15 protein-coding genes and 1 pseudogene are annotated in these 16789 nt (G+C 62.8%); 3 read left to right on the forward strand and 13 right to left on the reverse strand.

Features of this window, described 5'->3' with window-relative positions; all coding sequences use genetic code 11:
• Positions 1-4 precede the first annotated feature (4 nt).
• The 4 genes from ssuD to FB597_RS16485 all read right to left on the reverse strand — a co-directional run bounded on the left by ssuD (position 5) and on the right by FB597_RS16485 (position 4047).
• Positions 5-1171 (reverse strand): FMNH2-dependent alkanesulfonate monooxygenase, encoded by a 1167-nt coding sequence (gene ssuD / locus FB597_RS16470; RefSeq protein ID WP_144770111.1) that lies wholly within the window; start codon positions 1169-1171, stop codon positions 5-7.
• 59 nt (positions 1172-1230) lie between these two features.
• Positions 1231-2217: a sulfonate ABC transporter substrate-binding protein gene (locus FB597_RS16475; protein WP_144770112.1), complete on the reverse strand. Its 987-nt coding sequence runs from the start codon at positions 2215-2217 to the stop codon at positions 1231-1233.
• Between the two features lie 123 nt (positions 2218-2340).
• Positions 2341-2931, reverse strand: a complete 591-nt coding sequence (ssuE, locus tag FB597_RS16480) for an NADPH-dependent FMN reductase (protein WP_141914799.1) — start codon at positions 2929-2931, stop codon at positions 2341-2343.
• A 99-nt stretch (positions 2932-3030) separates the two neighbouring features.
• Positions 3031-4047 carry a sulfate ABC transporter substrate-binding protein gene (locus tag FB597_RS16485; RefSeq protein ID WP_144770113.1) on the reverse strand — a complete coding sequence of 339 codons (1017 nt, stop codon included), beginning with the start codon at positions 4045-4047 and terminating at the stop codon, positions 3031-3033.
• Between the two features lie 426 nt (positions 4048-4473).
• On the opposite strand from FB597_RS16485, the gene FB597_RS16490 reads away from it, so the two are divergent.
• Complete coding sequence (locus tag FB597_RS16490) at positions 4474-5265, forward strand: IclR family transcriptional regulator (RefSeq protein WP_141914801.1); 792 nt, start codon at positions 4474-4476, stop codon at positions 5263-5265.
• A 130-nt stretch (positions 5266-5395) separates the two neighbouring features.
• On the opposite strand, the gene pbpG is transcribed toward FB597_RS16490, so the two are convergent.
• On the reverse strand, positions 5396-6517 hold the full coding sequence (gene pbpG, locus FB597_RS16495; protein ID WP_141914802.1) for a D-alanyl-D-alanine endopeptidase: 1122 nt from the start codon (positions 6515-6517) through the stop codon (positions 5396-5398).
• 365 nt (positions 6518-6882) lie between these two features.
• Positions 6883-7644, reverse strand: coding sequence for a class I SAM-dependent methyltransferase (locus FB597_RS16500; protein WP_144770114.1), 762 nt, complete (start codon positions 7642-7644; stop codon positions 6883-6885).
• Between the two features lie 155 nt (positions 7645-7799).
• Here FB597_RS16500 and FB597_RS16505 point away from each other — a divergent pair, with 155 nt between their 5' ends.
• Entirely contained in the window at positions 7800-8621 is an 822-nt protein-coding gene (locus FB597_RS16505; protein WP_141914804.1) for a helix-turn-helix transcriptional regulator, read from the forward strand.
• Positions 8622-8626: 5 nt separating this feature from the next.
• Here FB597_RS16505 and FB597_RS16510 read toward each other — a convergent pair whose 3' ends face one another.
• Positions 8627-9526 carry a DMT family transporter gene (locus FB597_RS16510; RefSeq protein ID WP_141914805.1) on the reverse strand — a complete coding sequence of 300 codons (900 nt, stop codon included), beginning with the start codon at positions 9524-9526 and terminating at the stop codon, positions 8627-8629.
• A 36-nt stretch (positions 9527-9562) separates the two neighbouring features.
• Positions 9563-10420, reverse strand: coding sequence for a histone deacetylase (locus tag FB597_RS16515; protein WP_186442805.1), 858 nt, complete (start codon positions 10418-10420; stop codon positions 9563-9565).
• A gap of 509 nt (positions 10421-10929) precedes the next feature.
• Here FB597_RS16515 and FB597_RS16520 point away from each other — a divergent pair.
• Positions 10930-11493: a phasin family protein gene (locus FB597_RS16520; protein WP_144770116.1), complete on the forward strand. Its 564-nt coding sequence runs from the start codon at positions 10930-10932 to the stop codon at positions 11491-11493.
• A gap of 441 nt (positions 11494-11934) precedes the next feature.
• Here FB597_RS16520 and FB597_RS16525 read toward each other — a convergent pair whose 3' ends face one another.
• From FB597_RS16525 to FB597_RS16545, 5 genes and pseudogenes are all read right to left on the reverse strand, one after another.
• On the reverse strand, positions 11935-12741 hold the full coding sequence (locus tag FB597_RS16525) for a molybdopterin-binding protein (RefSeq protein ID WP_144770117.1): 807 nt from the start codon (positions 12739-12741) through the stop codon (positions 11935-11937).
• A 100-nt stretch (positions 12742-12841) separates the two neighbouring features.
• A pseudogene (locus tag FB597_RS16530) lies at positions 12842-13688 on the reverse strand (EI24 domain-containing protein).
• A complete protein-coding gene (locus tag FB597_RS16535) occupies positions 13688-14674 on the reverse strand; it encodes a sterol desaturase family protein (RefSeq protein WP_144770118.1) in 987 nt (328 codons plus the stop codon). The pseudogene FB597_RS16530 and the gene FB597_RS16535 overlap by 1 nt, the downstream one beginning before the upstream one ends.
• A gap of 47 nt (positions 14675-14721) precedes the next feature.
• Complete coding sequence (locus tag FB597_RS16540; protein ID WP_144770119.1) at positions 14722-15570, reverse strand: polysaccharide deacetylase family protein; 849 nt, start codon at positions 15568-15570, stop codon at positions 14722-14724.
• Positions 15571-15596: 26 nt separating this feature from the next.
• Positions 15597-16580 (reverse strand): cytochrome D1 domain-containing protein, encoded by a 984-nt coding sequence (locus FB597_RS16545; protein ID WP_141914811.1) that lies wholly within the window; start codon positions 16578-16580, stop codon positions 15597-15599.
• Positions 16581-16789: the final 209 nt, after the last annotated feature.

Consider the following 16789-nt stretch of genomic DNA (forward strand, 5'->3'; position numbering starts at 1 on the left):
TGCCTCAGCTGGCCGACACGCGCACCGGCGCGGACTTGGGTACTTCGGTATTGCCGACGATCTCGCCGAAGGGGCCGGTCAGGTTGAATCCCGGCAGCCCTGCGCGCTGGTTGCGCGGCAGCAGCGGGAACACCAGTTCGGCAAACCGGTAAGACTCTTCCAGGTGCGGATAACCGGACAGGATGAAGGTATCGATGCCAAGGTCGGCGTATTCCTTCATGCGCGCCGCCACGGTCGCCCCGTCGCCCACCAGTGCGGTGCCGGCGCCGCCGCGCACCAGGCCGACGCCGGCCCACAGGTTGGGGCTGACTTCCAGCTGGTCGCGGCGGCCGCCGTGCAGGGCCGCCATGCGGCGCTGCCCTTCGGAGTCCATGCGCGCGAAGTTGGCCTGCGCCTTGGCAATCGTTTCATCGTCGAGGCGGCTGATCAGCTCATCGGCGGCCTGCCATGCGGCTTCGTTGGTCTCGCGCACGATCACATGCAGGCGGATGCCGAAGCGCAATGTGCGGCCCGCCCTGGCAGCGCGTGCGCGCACGCGGGCGATCTTCTCGGCCACCGCCGCCGGCGGCTCGCCCCAGGTCAGGTAGACATCCACCTGTTCCGCCGCGAGGTCGATCGCCTCATCGGAAGATCCGCCGAAATACAGTGGCGGATAAGGTGTTTGCAGCGGCGGATAAAGCGCCTTGGCGCCTTTGACTTTAAGGTGCTTGCCGTCGAAATCGGTGGCGCCGCCGGTATGCGTCTTGGCCAGCACATCGCGCCAGATCTTCAGGAACTCGTCGGAGATTTCATAGCGCTCGGCATGGCTGCCGAACACGCCATCGCTCTCCTGCTCGACCGGATCGCCGCCGGTGACGACGTTGATCAGCAGGCGGCCGTTGGACAGGCGGTCGAAGGTGGCGGCCATGCGCGCCGACAGCGTCGGCGCGGTCAGGCCGGGGCGCACCGCGACCAGGAATTTGAGGCGGCGGGTCGCGTCGATCAGGCTGGCGGCCGCCACCCAGGCGTCCTCGCAGGAACGTCCGGTAGGCAGCAGCACGCCGTCGTAACCCAGCGTGTCGGCCGCCACCGCGACCTGTTTCATGTAGTCGTGGCTGACCGGACGCGCGCCCTCGGAGATGCCGAGGTAGCGGCTGTCGCCGTGGGTGGGAATAAACCAGAATACGTTCATGCGGGACTCCTGTGAGACGGACCTGCGCCGCCTCGCGTTGTTTATTTCATTGATTGCGTTTATTTCAGTACGGCGTCGCTGACCTTGAGCGGCTTGGGGATCAGCTTGAGTTCGAAGAAGGCATCGGCGATCTTCTGCTGCTCGGCCAGCACGCCGGCATCGACCGGCTTGTAGATGTGGGCGTAGCGCTTCAGGCCGGTTTCGATGATGTCGGCATCCAGGCCCTGGATCGGCGCCAGCTGGGCCGCGGCCTGGGCGGTATTGGCGCGCACCCACTGGCCTTCGCGGGTAATTTCTTCCAGCAGGATTTTTTCTATCTGCGCATTCTTCGCGGCGAAGGCGCGCGCGCTCAGGAAGAACTGGTGGTGGTTCACCGCGCCCACGCCGGTGGCCAGGCGACGCGCGCCCACTTGCTTCTCGGCGGCGGCCTGGAACGGATCCCAGATGGCCCAGGCATCGACCGCGCCTTTCTCGAAGGCGGCGCGGGCATCGGCCGGCGCCAGGTAGACCGGCTGGATGTCGCTATACGCCAGGCCGGCCTTCTTCAACAACGCCACCACCAGCCAGTGCACGTCGGAACCCTTGTTGAAGGCGACTTTCTTGCCCTTGAGCTCGGCCACGCTCTTGAGCGGCGAATTCTTGGGCACCAGCAAGCCCTCGGCGTCAGGCGTCGGGATCTCATACGCGGTGTAGACAAAATCGGCGCCGGCAGCTTGCGCGAACACCGGCGGCGCTTCGCCGACATAGCCGAAGTCGACCGAGCCGACATTCAAGGCTTCCAGCAGTTGCGGGCCGGCGGCGAATTCAGCCCATTTCACTTCCACCCCCAGCGGCTGCAGGCGTTTTTCCAGCGTGCCGTGCGTCTTCAACAGCACCAACGTATTGGCGGCCTTCTGGTAGCCGATGCGCAGCACTTTGGCTTCCTGCGCCTGCGCGCTCGTCACGGCGCCGGCGGCAATCGCCAGCGCCCCCAACGCGGCGGCCGACAAACGCGCCAGGGCGGCGCGGCGTTGTTGGGATGTGTTCTTGTCGCTATAGGCTTTCAAGGGTGCTCTCCAGTGCTTGGGCGTGCAGGCGGCCTTCCGCCACACCAGCCGGTTGTTTGATCGGGTCAAGAGATTGCGGTGCGGCTGCTTCGCCGCCTGCTGTTGGCGCGCCTCGGGCGCCGCTCAAATGCTACATCGCACTTGCGAGAACGGGACTTCGCGGAATTCTTGCGGCGCCGCCTTGTGCAGCGCCAGGAGGCTGGCCGAGAGCTGCGCCACGCCTTCTTCCACGCGCGCGGCGATGGGAGCGTCGAGGGCCAGTCCGCTTTCCTCGCTCCAGGTGACCTGGGCTTCGGTGGCGTAAATGCTGGGCAACACGTGCTTGGGATTGAGCGAGGACAGCACCGGGCGCAACGCATAGTCCAGCGCCAGCATGTGCGACTGGCTGCCGCCGGTGGCCAGCGGCAGCACCAGCTTGTCGGTCAGGCCGAACTGCGGCAGCAGGTCGAGAAAGGCTTTCAGGATGCCGCTGTAGGCGGCCTTGTAGACCGGCGTGGCGATCACGACCGCGGAAGCCTCTTCCACCGTCGACAGCGCGGCCTTGATCTGGGCGTCGTTCCAGTCGGCGCGCAGGATGGCCTGGCCCGGCAGGTCGCGCACTTCCAGGCGCGCATACCGATGGCCGAGCTGCACCAGCTTATCGCCGACGTGGTTCAACAGGCGGGTGGAACGGGATGGTGCCGAGGGGCTGCCGGCCAGCAACAGGATGGTCATGTCGGTCTGCTTTATTTGCTTTGCTTTGCTTTGCTTGCTTTGCTTTCTTGCTTCGGCAGGCAGGCCGGCTCAGCCGGCCTGCATGTGCTTGCGCTCAAATCACTTCTTGCTCGGCACGTACAACTGGTCGAAGGTGCCGCCATCGGCGAAGTGCGCCTTCTGGGCCTTCTGCCAGCCGCCGAAATCCTTGTCGATGGTGACCAGGTTCAGCTTGGGGAACTGCGACGCATACTTGGCGGCGATCTTCGGGTCGATCGGACGGTAGTAGTTCTTGGCGATGATTTCCTGGCCTTCTTCCGAGTACAGGTGCTTCAGGTATTCTTCAGCCACCTTGCGGGTGCCGCGACGGTCCGCCACCTTGTCGACCAGGGCCACCGGCGGTTCGGCCAGGATCGAAACCGAGGGCACGACGATGTCGAACTTGTCCGGGCCCCACTCCTTGAGCGAGATCAGCGCCTCGTTTTCCCACGCCAGCAGGACGTCGCCGATGCCGCGCTCGACGAAGGTGATGGTGGCGCCGCGCGCGCCGGAATCCAGCACCGGCACGTTCTTGAACAACTTGGAGATATAGTCGCGCGCAGCGGCTTCATTGCCCCCCTTCTTCTGGCCGTAGGCCCAGGCCGCCAGGTAGTTCCAGCGCGCGCCGCCGGAGGTCTTGGGATTGGGCGTGATGACGGAGACGCCCGGCTTGACCAGGTCGTCCCAGTCCTTGATCTGCTTGGGGTTGCCCTTGCGCACCAGAAACACGATGGTCGAGGTATAGGGCGAGCTGTTGTGCGGCAGGCGCTTTTGCCAGTCGGCCGGCAGCAGCTTGGCCTTTTCCGAGATTTCATCGATGTCGTAGGCCAGCGCCAGGGTCACCACGTCGGCATCGATGCCGTCGATCACCGAACGTCCCTGCTTGCCGGAACCGCCGTGCGAAGCCTTGATGGTTACGTTGTCGCCGCTCTTTTCCTTCCAGTATTTGGAAAAGGCCTTGTTGTAGTCGGCATAGAGTTCGCGCGTCGGGTCGTAAGAGACGTTGAGCAACGAGATGTCGGCCGCCTGGGCCACATGTGCAACCTGCGCCAGCACCAGTGCGGCCGCAATCGTCTTGATGATGTTCTTGAGCTTCATATCCGTTCCCAATGAGTGTTGTCTTCATGCGTTTTTGTTTGGAGAGCACAGGTTAATGAGCGCCCTCCCAAAAAAGAACGAATACTTTCTTCTCTAGTTATGCAAAAAACAGATATGCAAGATCAGGAGCGCCGAATAAAGAGCGGCGTCTTTATATCAAATCGGATAGCAAGCGCTGACGATGATGATGTCAGGCTGAAAACACTTCGCCGTTGCGGCGTTTGATGCCCCCCCCATCGACGGGCAACGGATGGCCAGGTCAAAGCGGAGAGCGAGCGAACGGTGGTGCCGGACCGGCTTGGCCCAGCGTAGATGTCTCCTGCACGGGGGCAGGTGAGTGAATCGCCCCTATAAAAGCACGACCGAACTTTTTGTTGTTTTCACAATGTGGTATAACTGTCCTATTGCAACGCATCAGACTGCACCATGAAAAAAGAAGCGGCAGGCGAGACGGACAACATTTCCATCCAGGTCATCGAGCGCATGGTATCGCTGCTCGACGCGCTGGCGGCCTATCCCGACCCGGTCAGCCTCAAGGAGCTGTCCGCCGCCACCAAGCTGCATCCATCGACGGCCCACCGCATCCTCAACGACCTGGTGGTCAAGCGTTTCGTCGACCGCGTGGAACCGGGCACCTACCGCCTGGGCATGCGCCTGCTGGAGCTGGGCAATATCGTCAAGAGCCGCCTGTCGGTGCGCGAAGCCGCGCTCGACTTCATGCGCGCCCTGCATCGCAAGACCCACCAGACCATCAACCTGTCGGTACGCCAGAGCGACGAGATCGTCTACATCGACCGTTCCTTCTCCGAGCGCTCCGGCATGCAGGTGGTGCGCGCCATCGGTGGCCGCGCGCCGCTGCACCTGACCTCGACCGGCAAGCTGTTCCTGTCGGTGGACGACCCCAAGGCGGTGCGCGCCTATGCGACCCGCACCGGGCTGGCCGGCCACAACAAGAATTCGATTACCGACCTCTCCAAGCTGGAGCGCGAATTGTCCATGGTGCGCGCGCTCGGCTATGCGCGCGACAACGAGGAGTTGGAACTGGGGGTGCGCTGCATGGCGGCCGGCATCTGCGACGACTCCGGCAAGCTGGTGGCGGGACTGTCGATTTCGGCCCCGGCCGATCGCCTGCAGGAGGAATGGGTGGAAGACCTGGTCAGCACCGCCAACCAGATTTCCGCGGCGCTGGGATTCGACAGCAGTCGGGGCCGGGCCTGAGGGAAACAATCCTTTCGCCGCTTCCCTCCTCCATCGTGCGGGTATAAACGCGGGCATAAAAAAAGCGAACCATTTAATACGGTTCGCTTTTTTATTGGCGCCCGGGCGCCGGCGGCAAGACCTGGGGGCATCAACCCTGGTCGGCACGCACCATCTTCACGCGAGTCAGGTTCTTCGGCGCATCTTCCACCAGCCACTTGCGCATGCGGGTGGCGTCGCCCACGTGCGACAGGCGCCCCTTGGAATCGAGGAACACCATCACGATAGGACGGCCTTCGATACGAGTCAGCATCACCAGGCAATGGCCCGCTTCGTTGATGAAGCCGGTCTTTTGCAGGCCGATGTCCCAGTCCTTGTTCGACGTCAGCCGGTTGGAGCTGTTGTACTGCAGCGCGTGGCCGCTCGGCTCGACCATGTATTTGGAATCGGTCGAATACTGGCGGATCACCGGATATTGGTAGGCCGCCACGACCAGCTTGGCCAGGTCGCGCGCGCTGGCGACGTTCTGGCTGGACAGGCCGGTCGAATCGACATAGTGCGTATCCTGCATGCCCAGCGAACGGGCCTTGGCGTTCATCGCCGCCACGAAGGCCGGCAGGCCGCCCGGGTAGTTGCGGCCAAGCGCGGAAGCGGCGCGGTTTTCCGAACTCATCAGGGCGATGTGCAGCATGTCGTCGCGGCTCAGTTGCGCGCCTACGCGCAAGCGCGAGCTGCTGTGCTTTTCGCGGTCGACATCGTCGTCGGTGACGGTGAGCACTTCTTCCATGTTCATGTGCGCTTCCACCACGACCAATGCGGTCATCAGCTTGGTGACCGAAGCGATCGGCAGCGCCACGTTGGAATTCTTTTCAAACAGAACCTGCGAACTGGCCTGGTCGATCACCAGCGCGACGTTGGAACGCAGCGCCAGCGGGTCCTGCGTCATGTTCAGTCCAGCCAGGTCGCCCGCGGTCATCACCGGCGGCACGGCCGGGATCGACGGCGCAGCCGATACGCGCTGGTAGCTCACATGGCGACGGCCTTTGACCGTGGAGACCTTCCGCACCAGTTTCTCGCGGTTGTTCAGCGAGCCTCGGGCGACGGTTTTGACAGTCTTGGTGGGCGTTACCGTGCGTTTGGCGGCCACTTTTTTGGCGGCGGCCTTCTTGACGACGGTTTTTTTGGCGGCGGAGGTTGTCTGGGCATGGGCGGGAGCCAGACCAGCGTGGATGAATAATAAGGTTGTAAGAACGGCCAGCGCTGATTTGAACATAGGTGGATCTCCCCCCAAATTAACCCGGATAATACATAAGAGAAACGTTGGCAGTGTAGCAAAAAGCAGAAATTCCGCAAGAGAATTAAGTAGTTAGCGTCGATAATTAAACGACTTTCTACTTGTCGCCTGGCTCCTCTCCCCTGAGCAGCCCCATGTTTTTCTGATGGTTACGGCGAATTTACAACGATTCTTTGCGCCCCTTTGACTCGCAGGCTTGCCAGCACCGGTACCAAAACCGAGACATCATACCAGCGTAAAACTTTGCCGGGCACCGCTATCCCCATCAAAAAGGCAGATCAATAACGGCAAAATGGGCTGCGCCGTTGACGAGCAGCCCAGGAAAAACCCGCGCCGGATGGCGATCAGGGCTTGCGCGCCTGCAGCATGGCGACATCGATGGAAAACGAATAGGCGCCATCCAGCGCGAAATAGTCTTTCACCTCTTGCGGCGCGCTGTCCCACAGCGCCTTGATGGCGGCCACATTGCCGGCCGGCGTGCGCATGCGCGCCACCCAGCTGTCGAATTCCAGGCGCAGCTTCCAGGTCTTGTCCGAGGCAATCGCAAAACCCGCCTGCCCGAGCAGTTTGCGCCACGAATTCAGGCTGATGTTGCGCACGTGCGAAGTGTCGCGCAGCAGCTCGATGGCCTGCACATAGGTATCGGCCAGCACGTCGGCCGGCGCGGCCGTATCGATGACGATGAAGCGGCCGCCCGGCTTGAGCACGCGCAGCACCTCGCGCAGGGCCTGCGGCACGTTGCGCCAGTGATGCACGCTGAAGCGGGTACACACGAGATCGAAGCTGGCGTCGGGAAAATCGAGCTTGTCGGCGCTGCCCTGGCGCACGGCCAGATTGTCCAGCCCGCGCTCTTGCGCGGCCGAGGCGACCACGTCCAGCATTTGCGCCGACAAGTCGTAGGCAATCACCTTTTGCACCACCGGCGCCACCGCGAAGCTCGCGTGGCCGCCGCCGCAGCCCAGGTCCAGCACGCGCGCATCAGGAATGGCGGCGGCGATCTGCGCCAGCTCCTGCAGGTCTGCGCCCTGCGCGTGGACCGCGCTGGTGAGATAGGCGGCGGCGGTGGATCCGAATTGTTCTGTCACGACTTCCTGATGGCTACGCATTTGCTTTGGCTCCTGTTGTTGCGGTGGTGGGATGAGATGAGCCAGTCTAAACTTTTTTTATCCTGTTACAAGTTAGGCATTTATACTATTACCCAAAGCAATAGTTTCGCCGCTGCGCAACAATCCTTCCACGCCTTCATCGACCGTAAACCCGCATGGATAACGACCTCGCCAGACGCCGCGCCCTTGGCGAATTCATCAAGACCCAACGCGAACAGACGCTGCCTGCGCAAGCCGGCCTGCCGCAAATCTCGCTGGGCGGACGGCGCCGCACGCCCGGCCTGCGGCGCGAGGAAGTGGCCCAGTTGTGCGGCATCAGCGTGACCTGGTACACCTGGATCGAACAGGGCCGCACCGACTCGGTGTCGCCGCAGGCGCTGTCGCGCCTGGCCGAAGCGCTGCACCTGCCGCGCGCCAAGCGCGCCTACCTGTTCGAACTGGCGGGAAAAAAGGATCCGGTCTTGCCGGAGCATGGCGACGAATCGGTGATCGCCCCCGAAATACTTGAGGTGGTGCGCAATGTCCGCGCGCCCGCTTATCTGATGGACCGTTACTGGAACGCGGTCGCCTGGAACCCGGCGGCGCGCAAGCTGTTCACCGGCTGGCTAGATACCCGCGCGGGCAACCGCAACCTGCTGCACTTCATGTTCTGCACGGAACAGGCGCGCCAGTTGACCGCCGACTGGGAACAACGCGCGCGCCGCGTGGTGGCCGAATTCCGCGCCGATTGCGCGCAGTTGCTGGACGACCCGCAAGTGGCGGCGATGGTGGAAGAACTGTCGGCGCACAATGCGCTTTTCAAGCGCGCCTGGCGCCTGCAGGACGTGGTCGAACGCGAAGGCGGAGAACGCCGCTTCCACCATCCGCAACTGGGCGAACTGAGCTATCGCCAGGTCAACTTCCGCGTGGCCAACCGGCCGGACCTGAAACTGGTGACGCTGATGCCGCTGATGACAGACAGCGCCGGCGCCGACTGACTGCCCTACTTGCGCACCACGAAGGCAACCCCAATCACGCCGATCAGCATGCCCAGCGCGCCGACCAGGCTGAAGGCTTCGCCGAACATCAGCCAGGCCATCACGGCGGTGGTCGGCGGCGTCAGGTACAGCAGGCTGGTGACGCTGGTGGCGGCGCTGCGGCGGATCAGCGCGAACAGCAGGAAGATGGCGCCGATCGACAGCGCCAATATCGACCACAGCAAGGCGCCGACGAATTGCGGCGTCCACGACACCTGGCTAAGCCGCCAGTCCAGCCCTTCGACGGCAACGGCGAACGGCAGCACCACCAGCGCCGAGGCCAGGAACTGGATCGCGGTGCCGGTACGCAGATCGAAATGGGAACAGTAGCGTTTCTGGTACAAGGTGCCCGCCGTGATACAGACCAGCGCGAATACGCACAGCGCGATGCTGGCGCCCGACAGCCCGATCAGCGAAATCTTGTTGGCGACCACCAGCCCGACCCCGCACAGGCCCAGCAGCAGGCCCAGCCATTGCCGCTTGCGCACCGACTCGCCCAGCAAGGGCGCGGCGAACGCGGTGAGGATCGGTTGCAGCCCGACGATGAGGGCCGACAATCCCGCCGGCATGCCGATCTTGATCGCGCACCACACTCCCGCCAGGTAGCCTGCCTGCAGCAGCACGCCCGCCACCGCCACATGGCGGATGCGGCCGTGCGGCCAGGGCGCGCGGAACAACCACACCAGCGGCAACAGCACCGCCAGCACGCCGACAAAACGCAGCAGCAGGAAAGTCAGCGGCGGCGCGTATGGCAAGCCGAATTTGGCCACGATGAAGCCGGTGCTCCAGATCAATACGAACACCAGGGGGACCAGGCTCAGCAAGACCTGCTTCTGCCGGCTGCTGCCGGCGGCGGAGTGCGTCATTTCTTCTTCCAGGATCGGCCGCGCCTGTGCGCGGTCTCAGTCGCCGCGTCCATTGTTCCAGTCAATGGCATGGAGCTTGGCGAGTTTTATCGTTTGTATGTGGACGGCCACTGTCTGTTCTATGTCTCGGCCGTAACCGCCCGCCATCGTAACCGCAACCGGGATTTTGTGCTGGCGGGCGAACGAAAACACCGCCCGGTCGCGCGCCGCCAAGCCGGCCATGCTCAACTTCATCTTGCCCAGCCGGTCGCCCTCATGGGGATCGGCCCCGGCCAGGTAGATCAGCAACTGCGGCGCGAACTCCGCCTGCAGCCTGTGCAGCGCCGTCGCCAGCGCGGCCAGATAGTCGTCATCCCCCACCCCGTCCGGCAAGGCCACGTCGAGGTCGCTGCGCTCCTTCTCGAAGGGGTAGTTGTTTTCCCCGTGCAGGGACAGCGTAAATACCGAATCGTCACGCGCCAGGATCGATGCCGTGCCGTTGCCCTGGTGCACATCGAGATCGACGATGGCCACCCGCGCAGCGCGCCGTTCGGCCTGCATCAGCCGTGCGGCGATGGCCGAGTCGTTGAACACGCAAAAGCCGGCGCCGCGGTCGGCATAGGCATGGTGGGTGCCGCCGGCCAGGTTGACCGCAATGCCCTCGCTGAAGGCGGCGCGGCAAGCGGCGATGGTGGCGCCCGACGAACGACGCGAGCGCTCCACCATCTGCGGCGTCCAGGGAAAACCGATATCGCGCTGCTCGGCGGCGCTCAGCTCGCCGCGGCTGGCGCGCGCGACGTAATCGGGATGGTGCGCCAACGCCAGTTCGCCGTCGGAAGCCGGCATGGCTTCATGAAACTCGAGCCCCGGCACCGCCCGCGCCGCGCCTTCGCGGATCATGCGGTACTTGATCATGGGGAAGCGGTGGCCGGGCGGCAATGGCAGGACGAAGTGGTCGCTGTAGAAAGCTTTCAAACCGGATTTCCAGGAAAACAGTTAGGCAGAAAAACAAAGGCGCAAGCAATGCCAAGGAAGCGAAGCCCCGGATGCGCCAATGATGCGATGCAGGATGGTAGCACCTCCACCGATGAGCAAATGCCTCCAAGTCGAGCAAAAGATGGATTCCGGCCACTCAAATATTCGGCGCCGGAATCTAATTTTTTTGAGCTCTTCCTCACTGGTAACACCACTGAAGAAACGTGAGTCATCACATGCCAACAATCATGTTTCCCACGACATGAAAATCATTGACTTTGCGTCCTTTTAAACTAGAATCGTTTTGTGCAACGCATCATATTCAAATAAGAAATTACATCGGAGAACCCTTCCCCCCAGTTCAGATCGGTCCGTAAGCAATCACTGTAGTCAGAGTCCTTTCGTCACAGCCCTTTTCATCAACCCATCAAACCAAAGGATGTACCAACATGACCACCTACACCGAGCAATTTTCTGCCGCAGCCAAGGCCAATGTCGAAGCACAGATCGCGCTGTTCAGCCAATTGGCGAGCAAGACCTTTGAAGGCGTGGAAAAACTGGTTGATCTGAACCTGAAAGCGGCAAAATCTTCGCTGGAAGAAGGCCAGGCCACCGCGCAGAAACTGTTTGCCGCCAAGGATCCGCAGGAGTTCTTCTCGTTGTCTTCCGCCCAGGCCCAGCCGGCGGTCGAAAAATCCGTCGCCTACGGCCGCCACCTGAGCAGCATCTTCTCCAGCACCCAGGCCGAGCTGACCAAGACCGCCGAGGCCCAGATCGCCGAAGTCAACCGCAAAGTCATCTCGCTGATCGACGAGGCTGCCAAGAACGCGCCGGCCGGCTCCGAACAAGCCATTTCCCTGCTGAAATCGACGATCGGCAATCTCAATGCCGGTTACGAACAGTTCACCAAAAGCGCCAAGCAGGCCGCCGAAGTGGTCGAAGCCAACGTCGCCAATGCCGTAGACCAACTGTCGCAGGCCACCACCAAAGCAACCAAGGCCACCAGGAAATAAGCCCTGCGAGCCGGCGCGCCAAAAACGCGAGCCGAACAAGAAGTTTTTGTCTATGATGAAGCTTGGCCGGTTCGCTTTTTAGTTCTTTTACCCGATTTGCGCAGTTGCCTCCCAGGTTCATCGCCTGCGAGAAAAACTGCGCGCCGTGGCTAGGGAATGGCCGATACGACAAACCAGTCGATTCCGCGTGCATGCGCCAACCGGCGGCAGTGAATGGCCCGCATGGCAAACCGCGCCGGGCCGGCGTGAAAAGATTGTCTCCTCGGTATCCGATTCCTCCTACGATACCGTTAAATGCCTCGGCGCCGCCGGGGCATTTTTTTATCCGTGGTGCGGGATGAGCGCCCATGCCAAACCGCGGCCGGGAGATGAATCGGCCCCGCCTTCCTGCCAACCGGGCCTGGCAATTGAACGCCCCCGAATGAGGGCGTGGACAAGTGTTTAGCTGTTCAACTGGAATTCCGCCTTCAACTGGCGCAAGCCTTCTTGCATCTTCTCAAACGCCGGTTCAACCTGTTGCGGGTCGCCCTTGACGCCAAGGTCGATGTGGCGGCGCGTCTTCTCGTCGCCCACGTGCGGCAGGCTGAACACCTTGACCAGCGGGAATTGCGCCTCGATCAGTTCCATCAGCGGCGTCAGCGTCGATTCGGCCGACTCGAACACCAGCATCGACCGTTCGGCCCAGGCGCGGCGGTGGAACAGGTCGGCGTAATTGCTCTCCAGCACCCATTCGAACATCGGCCAGGCCATCACCGGGAAGCCGGGGGCAAAATAATGCGCCCCTTCGCCGCTGGTGTTGCGCACCGAGAATCCCGGGATCTTGTTGTAAGGATTGGGAATGATGGAGGCGCCCTGCGGGAATTCTCCCATCTTCAGGCGGTGCAGGTTTTCCGGCGCGTCGTAGTCGGGCGCGATGCCGGTTTCACGCGACATGTCGGCGATGCGCTCCTGGATCTTTTCCTTGGCCTCCGGATGCAGGGACAGCGGCACGCCCAGGGCCGCCGCCACGCATTGGCGCGTATGGTCGTCCGGCGTAGCGCCGATGCCGCCGGTGCAAAACACGATGTCGCGGGTGGCAAGCGTGCGCTTCAGGGTGGCCGTGATGCGCTCCGGTTCGTCGCCCACGTATTCCGCCCAGCCCAATTGCAGGCCGCGCTCGGACAACAGTTCGAGCACCTTGGGGAAATGCTTGTCGATGCGGCGGCCGGAAAGGATTTCGTCGCCGATGATGATGAGTCCGAATGCCATGAGTCCGCTCTGCCAGTGGGGTTGATCAAACTCCGGGGATTATGCCCGATTCCCCCGATGCACGCCGACGGGGACGGGCATCGGGACAAGGATGCGCCGCTCAGCGCGGCCCGGCATCGATGACGTCCGCCGCCGGCCGGATCGTCCGGCGGCTGGCCGCTGCGATAACGCTGCAATGCTTCCAGGCAGTAGTACTGGAACCACAGCCCGGTGAACACGAACACCAGCACGTACAGCCAGATCGCGCCGGCGGCCAGCAGCGGAAAGAAGATCACCGACAACGCCCCGCCCAGCCACAGCAGCGTGGGCGCGGCGCCCATGGCGCCGGCGATGGTGCCGATCACCAGCAACGGCCAGCGATGCAGGCGCAACACCGTGCGGCGCTCGTCGGCGCTGGCATAGTCGGCCAGCGTGTCGTAAGCCATCACGCGATAGGTCAGCCAGCCCCACAGCAAAGGATGGATGACGAAGGCCAGCGGCGGGATCAGCGACACCGGCAACGTCACCAGCCAGCCGACCACGAACACCGCGAAGCACCACAGCGAAGTCCACAGGCTGCCCCACCAGCTGCCGCCCCGGCGCATTTCCAGCTGCGGGTAATGACGGGAGCCGATATGGCGGGCGATGGCGGGAATGGTGAACAGGCCGACGAAGACCAGCGCCGTCAGGATCATCAGCGGCAGCAGCGCCCACATCGCCAGCATGGGCACGATCACCGTCTTGAGGGCGCCCATGCCGAACCAGCTCAGCACGGAGCCGGCGATGCCGAACATGCTGTGGACCACGAAGTAGTCCTGCAGCCAGTCGATCATCGGCTGCAGCGCCAGCCACAGGCCGACCGCCCAGATGCAAACCGAGAACACGAACGGCAGCACCGTCAGCAGCAGCATGCGGATGTGCAGCTGCGACAGCAGCGCGCGCCCGAAGGAGGACAGCAGCAGCCGCATCAGCGCGCCTTCCTGCGCGAGAATTCGACCAGGCGCTTGATGCCCAGCCATTGCTGCATCCAGAAGCCGCGTCCGTAGTCGCAGCCTTTCCCGGCGGGCGGCGGCAACTGGTCGCGCACGCCGGTATGGGCAAAGCCCTCGCCGAAATGCGCGGTGCGAAACAACATGTCCCACACCGGAAACAGCACGGCGAAATTATGCCCGCCCAGCGAGTTGCGGCCGCGGCTTTCGTGGCCGATGCCGATGGCGTGGTGCAGCCGGTGAAACCGCGGCGACACCAGCAGGCGGTCGCCGATGCGGCCGAAATGGATGCGCACGTTGGCATGCTGCAGGCTTTGCAGCATGCGCGACAGCGACACCAGCAGGATGTATTGCGAAGGTTCGACGCCGATCAGCAGCGCCACCAGGCCGAGGAAGATGTCATGCACCAGGTCGTCCAGCACGTGGTTGCGGTCGTCGCTCCACAGGTTCATGTTCTGCTGGCTGTGGTGCAGGCTATGCAGCGCCCACATCCAGCGTACGTTGTGCTGGGCCCAGTGATACGCGTATTCGCACAGGTCCAGCGCCACCAGATAAAGCAGGAAGCTGACCAGCGCGCGGTCGGTCACGCCCGGCCAGATCTGGTCGAGGTTGAAGGTGCCCCAGCCCTCCAGGTGCAGCATCTCGGCCGCGTACGACAGCGTCGGGTCGAGCAGCAGGAAGGCGAGGATGGGGATCACGCCCAGGCGCTGCAGCACGGTGTAGATGAAATCGTTCCAGCGCGCGTAGGGATCGGTGATCTTGTGCACCGGGATCATCGATTCCAGCGGACGCAGGATGAGAAAGAGGATCACCAGTTCGCAGATGCCCACCAGCACCCACTCGGTGCCGGCAAAGGCGTCTTCGACGAACTCCCCCATGCCGATGAAAAACACCAGCGGCTGCACGATGGTTTCGAACAGCCAGCCCTGGACGGCGGCAAAGAGGTCTGCAATGGTCTGGATCATGAATCTGTCTTATCCGATAGGTATCGTATCCTGCGGCCCCGTTTCGATCAGGGACGCCGTGGCGCGTTCCCTGCCCCGGCAAACAAATGCCGGTAAGCCGGATGGTCGCGCAGCGTGGCAAAGCAAAACCCCTTCTGCTCCAGCCCCGTGACCAGCGGCTCCAGCACGGCCGGCGCCCAGGCATCCCGGCGCGACCAGATGCCCATGTGCGCCAGGAAGATATCGCCATCCTTCAGCCCGTTGAGCGCCTTCTTCAGCAGCATCTCATTGGGAAACTTGTCGCTGGGCAGTTCATCGCCGGAAAAACCGGCCGGCGCCCATGCCACGTGCGCATAGCCGCAAGCCTGGCCGGCCTTGAGCAAATTCGGCGTGAGCTTGCCGCCCGGCGCCCGCCACAGCGGATCAAGCTTGCGGCCGGTCAGCGCCTCGAAGCGCTTGTCCACGCGCTGCATTTCTTCACAGTACTGCGCCGGCGTCCACTGCTCTTTGCGGCCTGCCTGGGCGCCGAACTGCGGGCGCACTTCGATTTTACCGCCCGGCAAGTCGCGTACTACATAAACATGGTCGAAGGTATGCGTGCCGAAAGCATGCCCCTCTTCGGCCAGGCGCTTCCAGAGCGGTTGCCAGCCGGGATCCAGGGAATAGTCGCCGCGGATGGTCTTCTCGTTGGCCAGGAAAAAGGTGGCCTTGATATGGTGGCGCAGCAGCGTCTGCTCGATCAGTTCGGCCTGCGACTGGCTGCCGGTATCGAAGGTCAGGTAAATCGTGCCTTTGCAAGCGGCGGCCGTGGCCGGTGCCTGGGTCGCTTGCTGCGCTTGTGCAAAGGCCTGGCCGGCCGCCAGGATGGCGCCCAGGACCAGGCCGTTGAGTTGTCTTTGGGAAAAAGAATATTTCATCGGGCCGTCACACTCAGGCCATGCGCTCAGACATCCGGCGCACGGTTATACAGGTAGATGCCATGCGGCGAGCGTCCGACCGGGATCACCTTGGTGACCGAACGGCTGGCCAGGTCGATCACCGCCACCTTCTTGATCCAGCGCAGGGTAACCCACATGGTCTTGCCGTCGTCGGTCACTTCCATGCAGTCGGGGCCGCCCGGCACCTTGATGACGCCGACGTTTTCCAGCGTCTGCATGTCGATCACATTGATGCTGTTGGCGACGCGGTTGGAGACATAGACAAAGCGCTTGTCGCCCTGGGCGCGGAAGTTGTGGGCGCCGGCGCCGGTCTTGATCTGCTTGACCAGTTTCTGGGTGCGCCAGTCGATCACCTGCACATAATCGCTGCCCATGATGCCCACCAGCAGGTATTTGTTGTCGGGCGTCATCATGATGCCGGCCGGCAGCTTGCCGACCGGGAGGGTCCATTTCACCTGCTGGGTGGCCAGGTCGATGGCGCTGACCTGGTCGCTGCCCTGCTGGGTGATGAAGGCGGTGGTGCTGCCGCTGTCGAAGGCGATGTGGCTGGGCGTCCTGGCCAGCGGGATGCGCCTGGACAGCTTGAGGTCGGTGCCGTCATAGCTGTAGACGTCGACGCGATCCAGGCGCAGGCCGGTGGCGACGAACCATTTCTGGTCGGGCGAGAAACCGATCTGGTAAGGATCGACGATATTGCGCAGGCGGCGCTGGACTTCGCCGGTCCTGGGATCGAGGAACAGCAACTGGTTGCCGGTGGCGCTGGCGACGATCAGGGACTTGTTGTCCGGCGTGGCCATCAGGTGGTGCGGCTCCTTGCCGACCGAGAAGGTGGAGATTTCCTTGTGAGTCGTCTGATCCAGCAGCGAAACCGAAGCATCGCCGGAATTGAGCACCACGACCACGTTCGCCTGGGCGGAAGCCGCCAGGATGGCCGAAAGGCATGCTGCGCGGAGAAAAACAGAAAAAAGTTGACTAAATCGACGCAACATGACGAACTTTACACAAAAAAGCCTGATCTCATCGTGCGGAAGGCACGTCCAGCCACCTTAACGCATGCAAATACGATCCGGCTGACAGCGGGCTGACGCATTCTGAAAAAAATCCCGGTTTTGGTTTACACTGCCTGCCGTTCCGGTCGACTCCCGCAGCCGGAGCGGCTGGCAGCCCCCACCAGACCAAGGAAAAAGGGCTGCCCGCT

Source organism: Herbaspirillum sp. SJZ099, assembly GCF_007828355.1.
In the GTDB taxonomy this organism is placed as follows: domain Bacteria; phylum Pseudomonadota; class Gammaproteobacteria; order Burkholderiales; family Burkholderiaceae_D; genus Herbaspirillum.

Excerpts from the sequence above, each read along its gene's own strand:
- ssuD (WP_144770111.1), bottom strand. The coding sequence starts at position 1,171 with ATGAACGTATTCTGGTTTATTCCCACCCACGGCGACAGCCGCTACCTC.
- ssuE (WP_141914799.1), bottom strand. The coding sequence starts at position 2,931 with ATGACCATCCTGTTGCTGGCCGGCAGCCCCTCGGCACCATCCCGTTCC.
- FB597_RS16485 (WP_144770113.1), bottom strand. The coding sequence starts at position 4,047 with ATGAAGCTCAAGAACATCATCAAGACGATTGCGGCCGCACTGGTGCTG.
- FB597_RS16490 (WP_141914801.1), top strand. The coding sequence starts at position 4,474 with ATGAAAAAAGAAGCGGCAGGCGAGACGGACAACATTTCCATCCAGGTC.
- pbpG (WP_141914802.1), bottom strand. The coding sequence starts at position 6,517 with ATGTTCAAATCAGCGCTGGCCGTTCTTACAACCTTATTATTCATCCAC.
- FB597_RS16500 (WP_144770114.1), bottom strand. The coding sequence starts at position 7,644 with ATGCGTAGCCATCAGGAAGTCGTGACAGAACAATTCGGATCCACCGCC.
- FB597_RS16505 (WP_141914804.1), top strand. The coding sequence starts at position 7,800 with ATGGATAACGACCTCGCCAGACGCCGCGCCCTTGGCGAATTCATCAAG.
- FB597_RS16510 (WP_141914805.1), bottom strand. The coding sequence starts at position 9,526 with ATGACGCACTCCGCCGCCGGCAGCAGCCGGCAGAAGCAGGTCTTGCTG.
- FB597_RS16515 (WP_186442805.1), bottom strand. The coding sequence starts at position 10,420 with ATGATCAAGTACCGCATGATCCGCGAAGGCGCGGCGCGGGCGGTGCCG.
- FB597_RS16520 (WP_144770116.1), top strand. The coding sequence starts at position 10,930 with ATGACCACCTACACCGAGCAATTTTCTGCCGCAGCCAAGGCCAATGTC.
- FB597_RS16525 (WP_144770117.1), bottom strand. The coding sequence starts at position 12,741 with ATGGCATTCGGACTCATCATCATCGGCGACGAAATCCTTTCCGGCCGC.
- FB597_RS16535 (WP_144770118.1), bottom strand. The coding sequence starts at position 14,674 with ATGATCCAGACCATTGCAGACCTCTTTGCCGCCGTCCAGGGCTGGCTG.
- FB597_RS16540 (WP_144770119.1), bottom strand. The coding sequence starts at position 15,570 with ATGAAATATTCTTTTTCCCAAAGACAACTCAACGGCCTGGTCCTGGGC.
- FB597_RS16545 (WP_141914811.1), bottom strand. The coding sequence starts at position 16,580 with ATGTTGCGTCGATTTAGTCAACTTTTTTCTGTTTTTCTCCGCGCAGCA.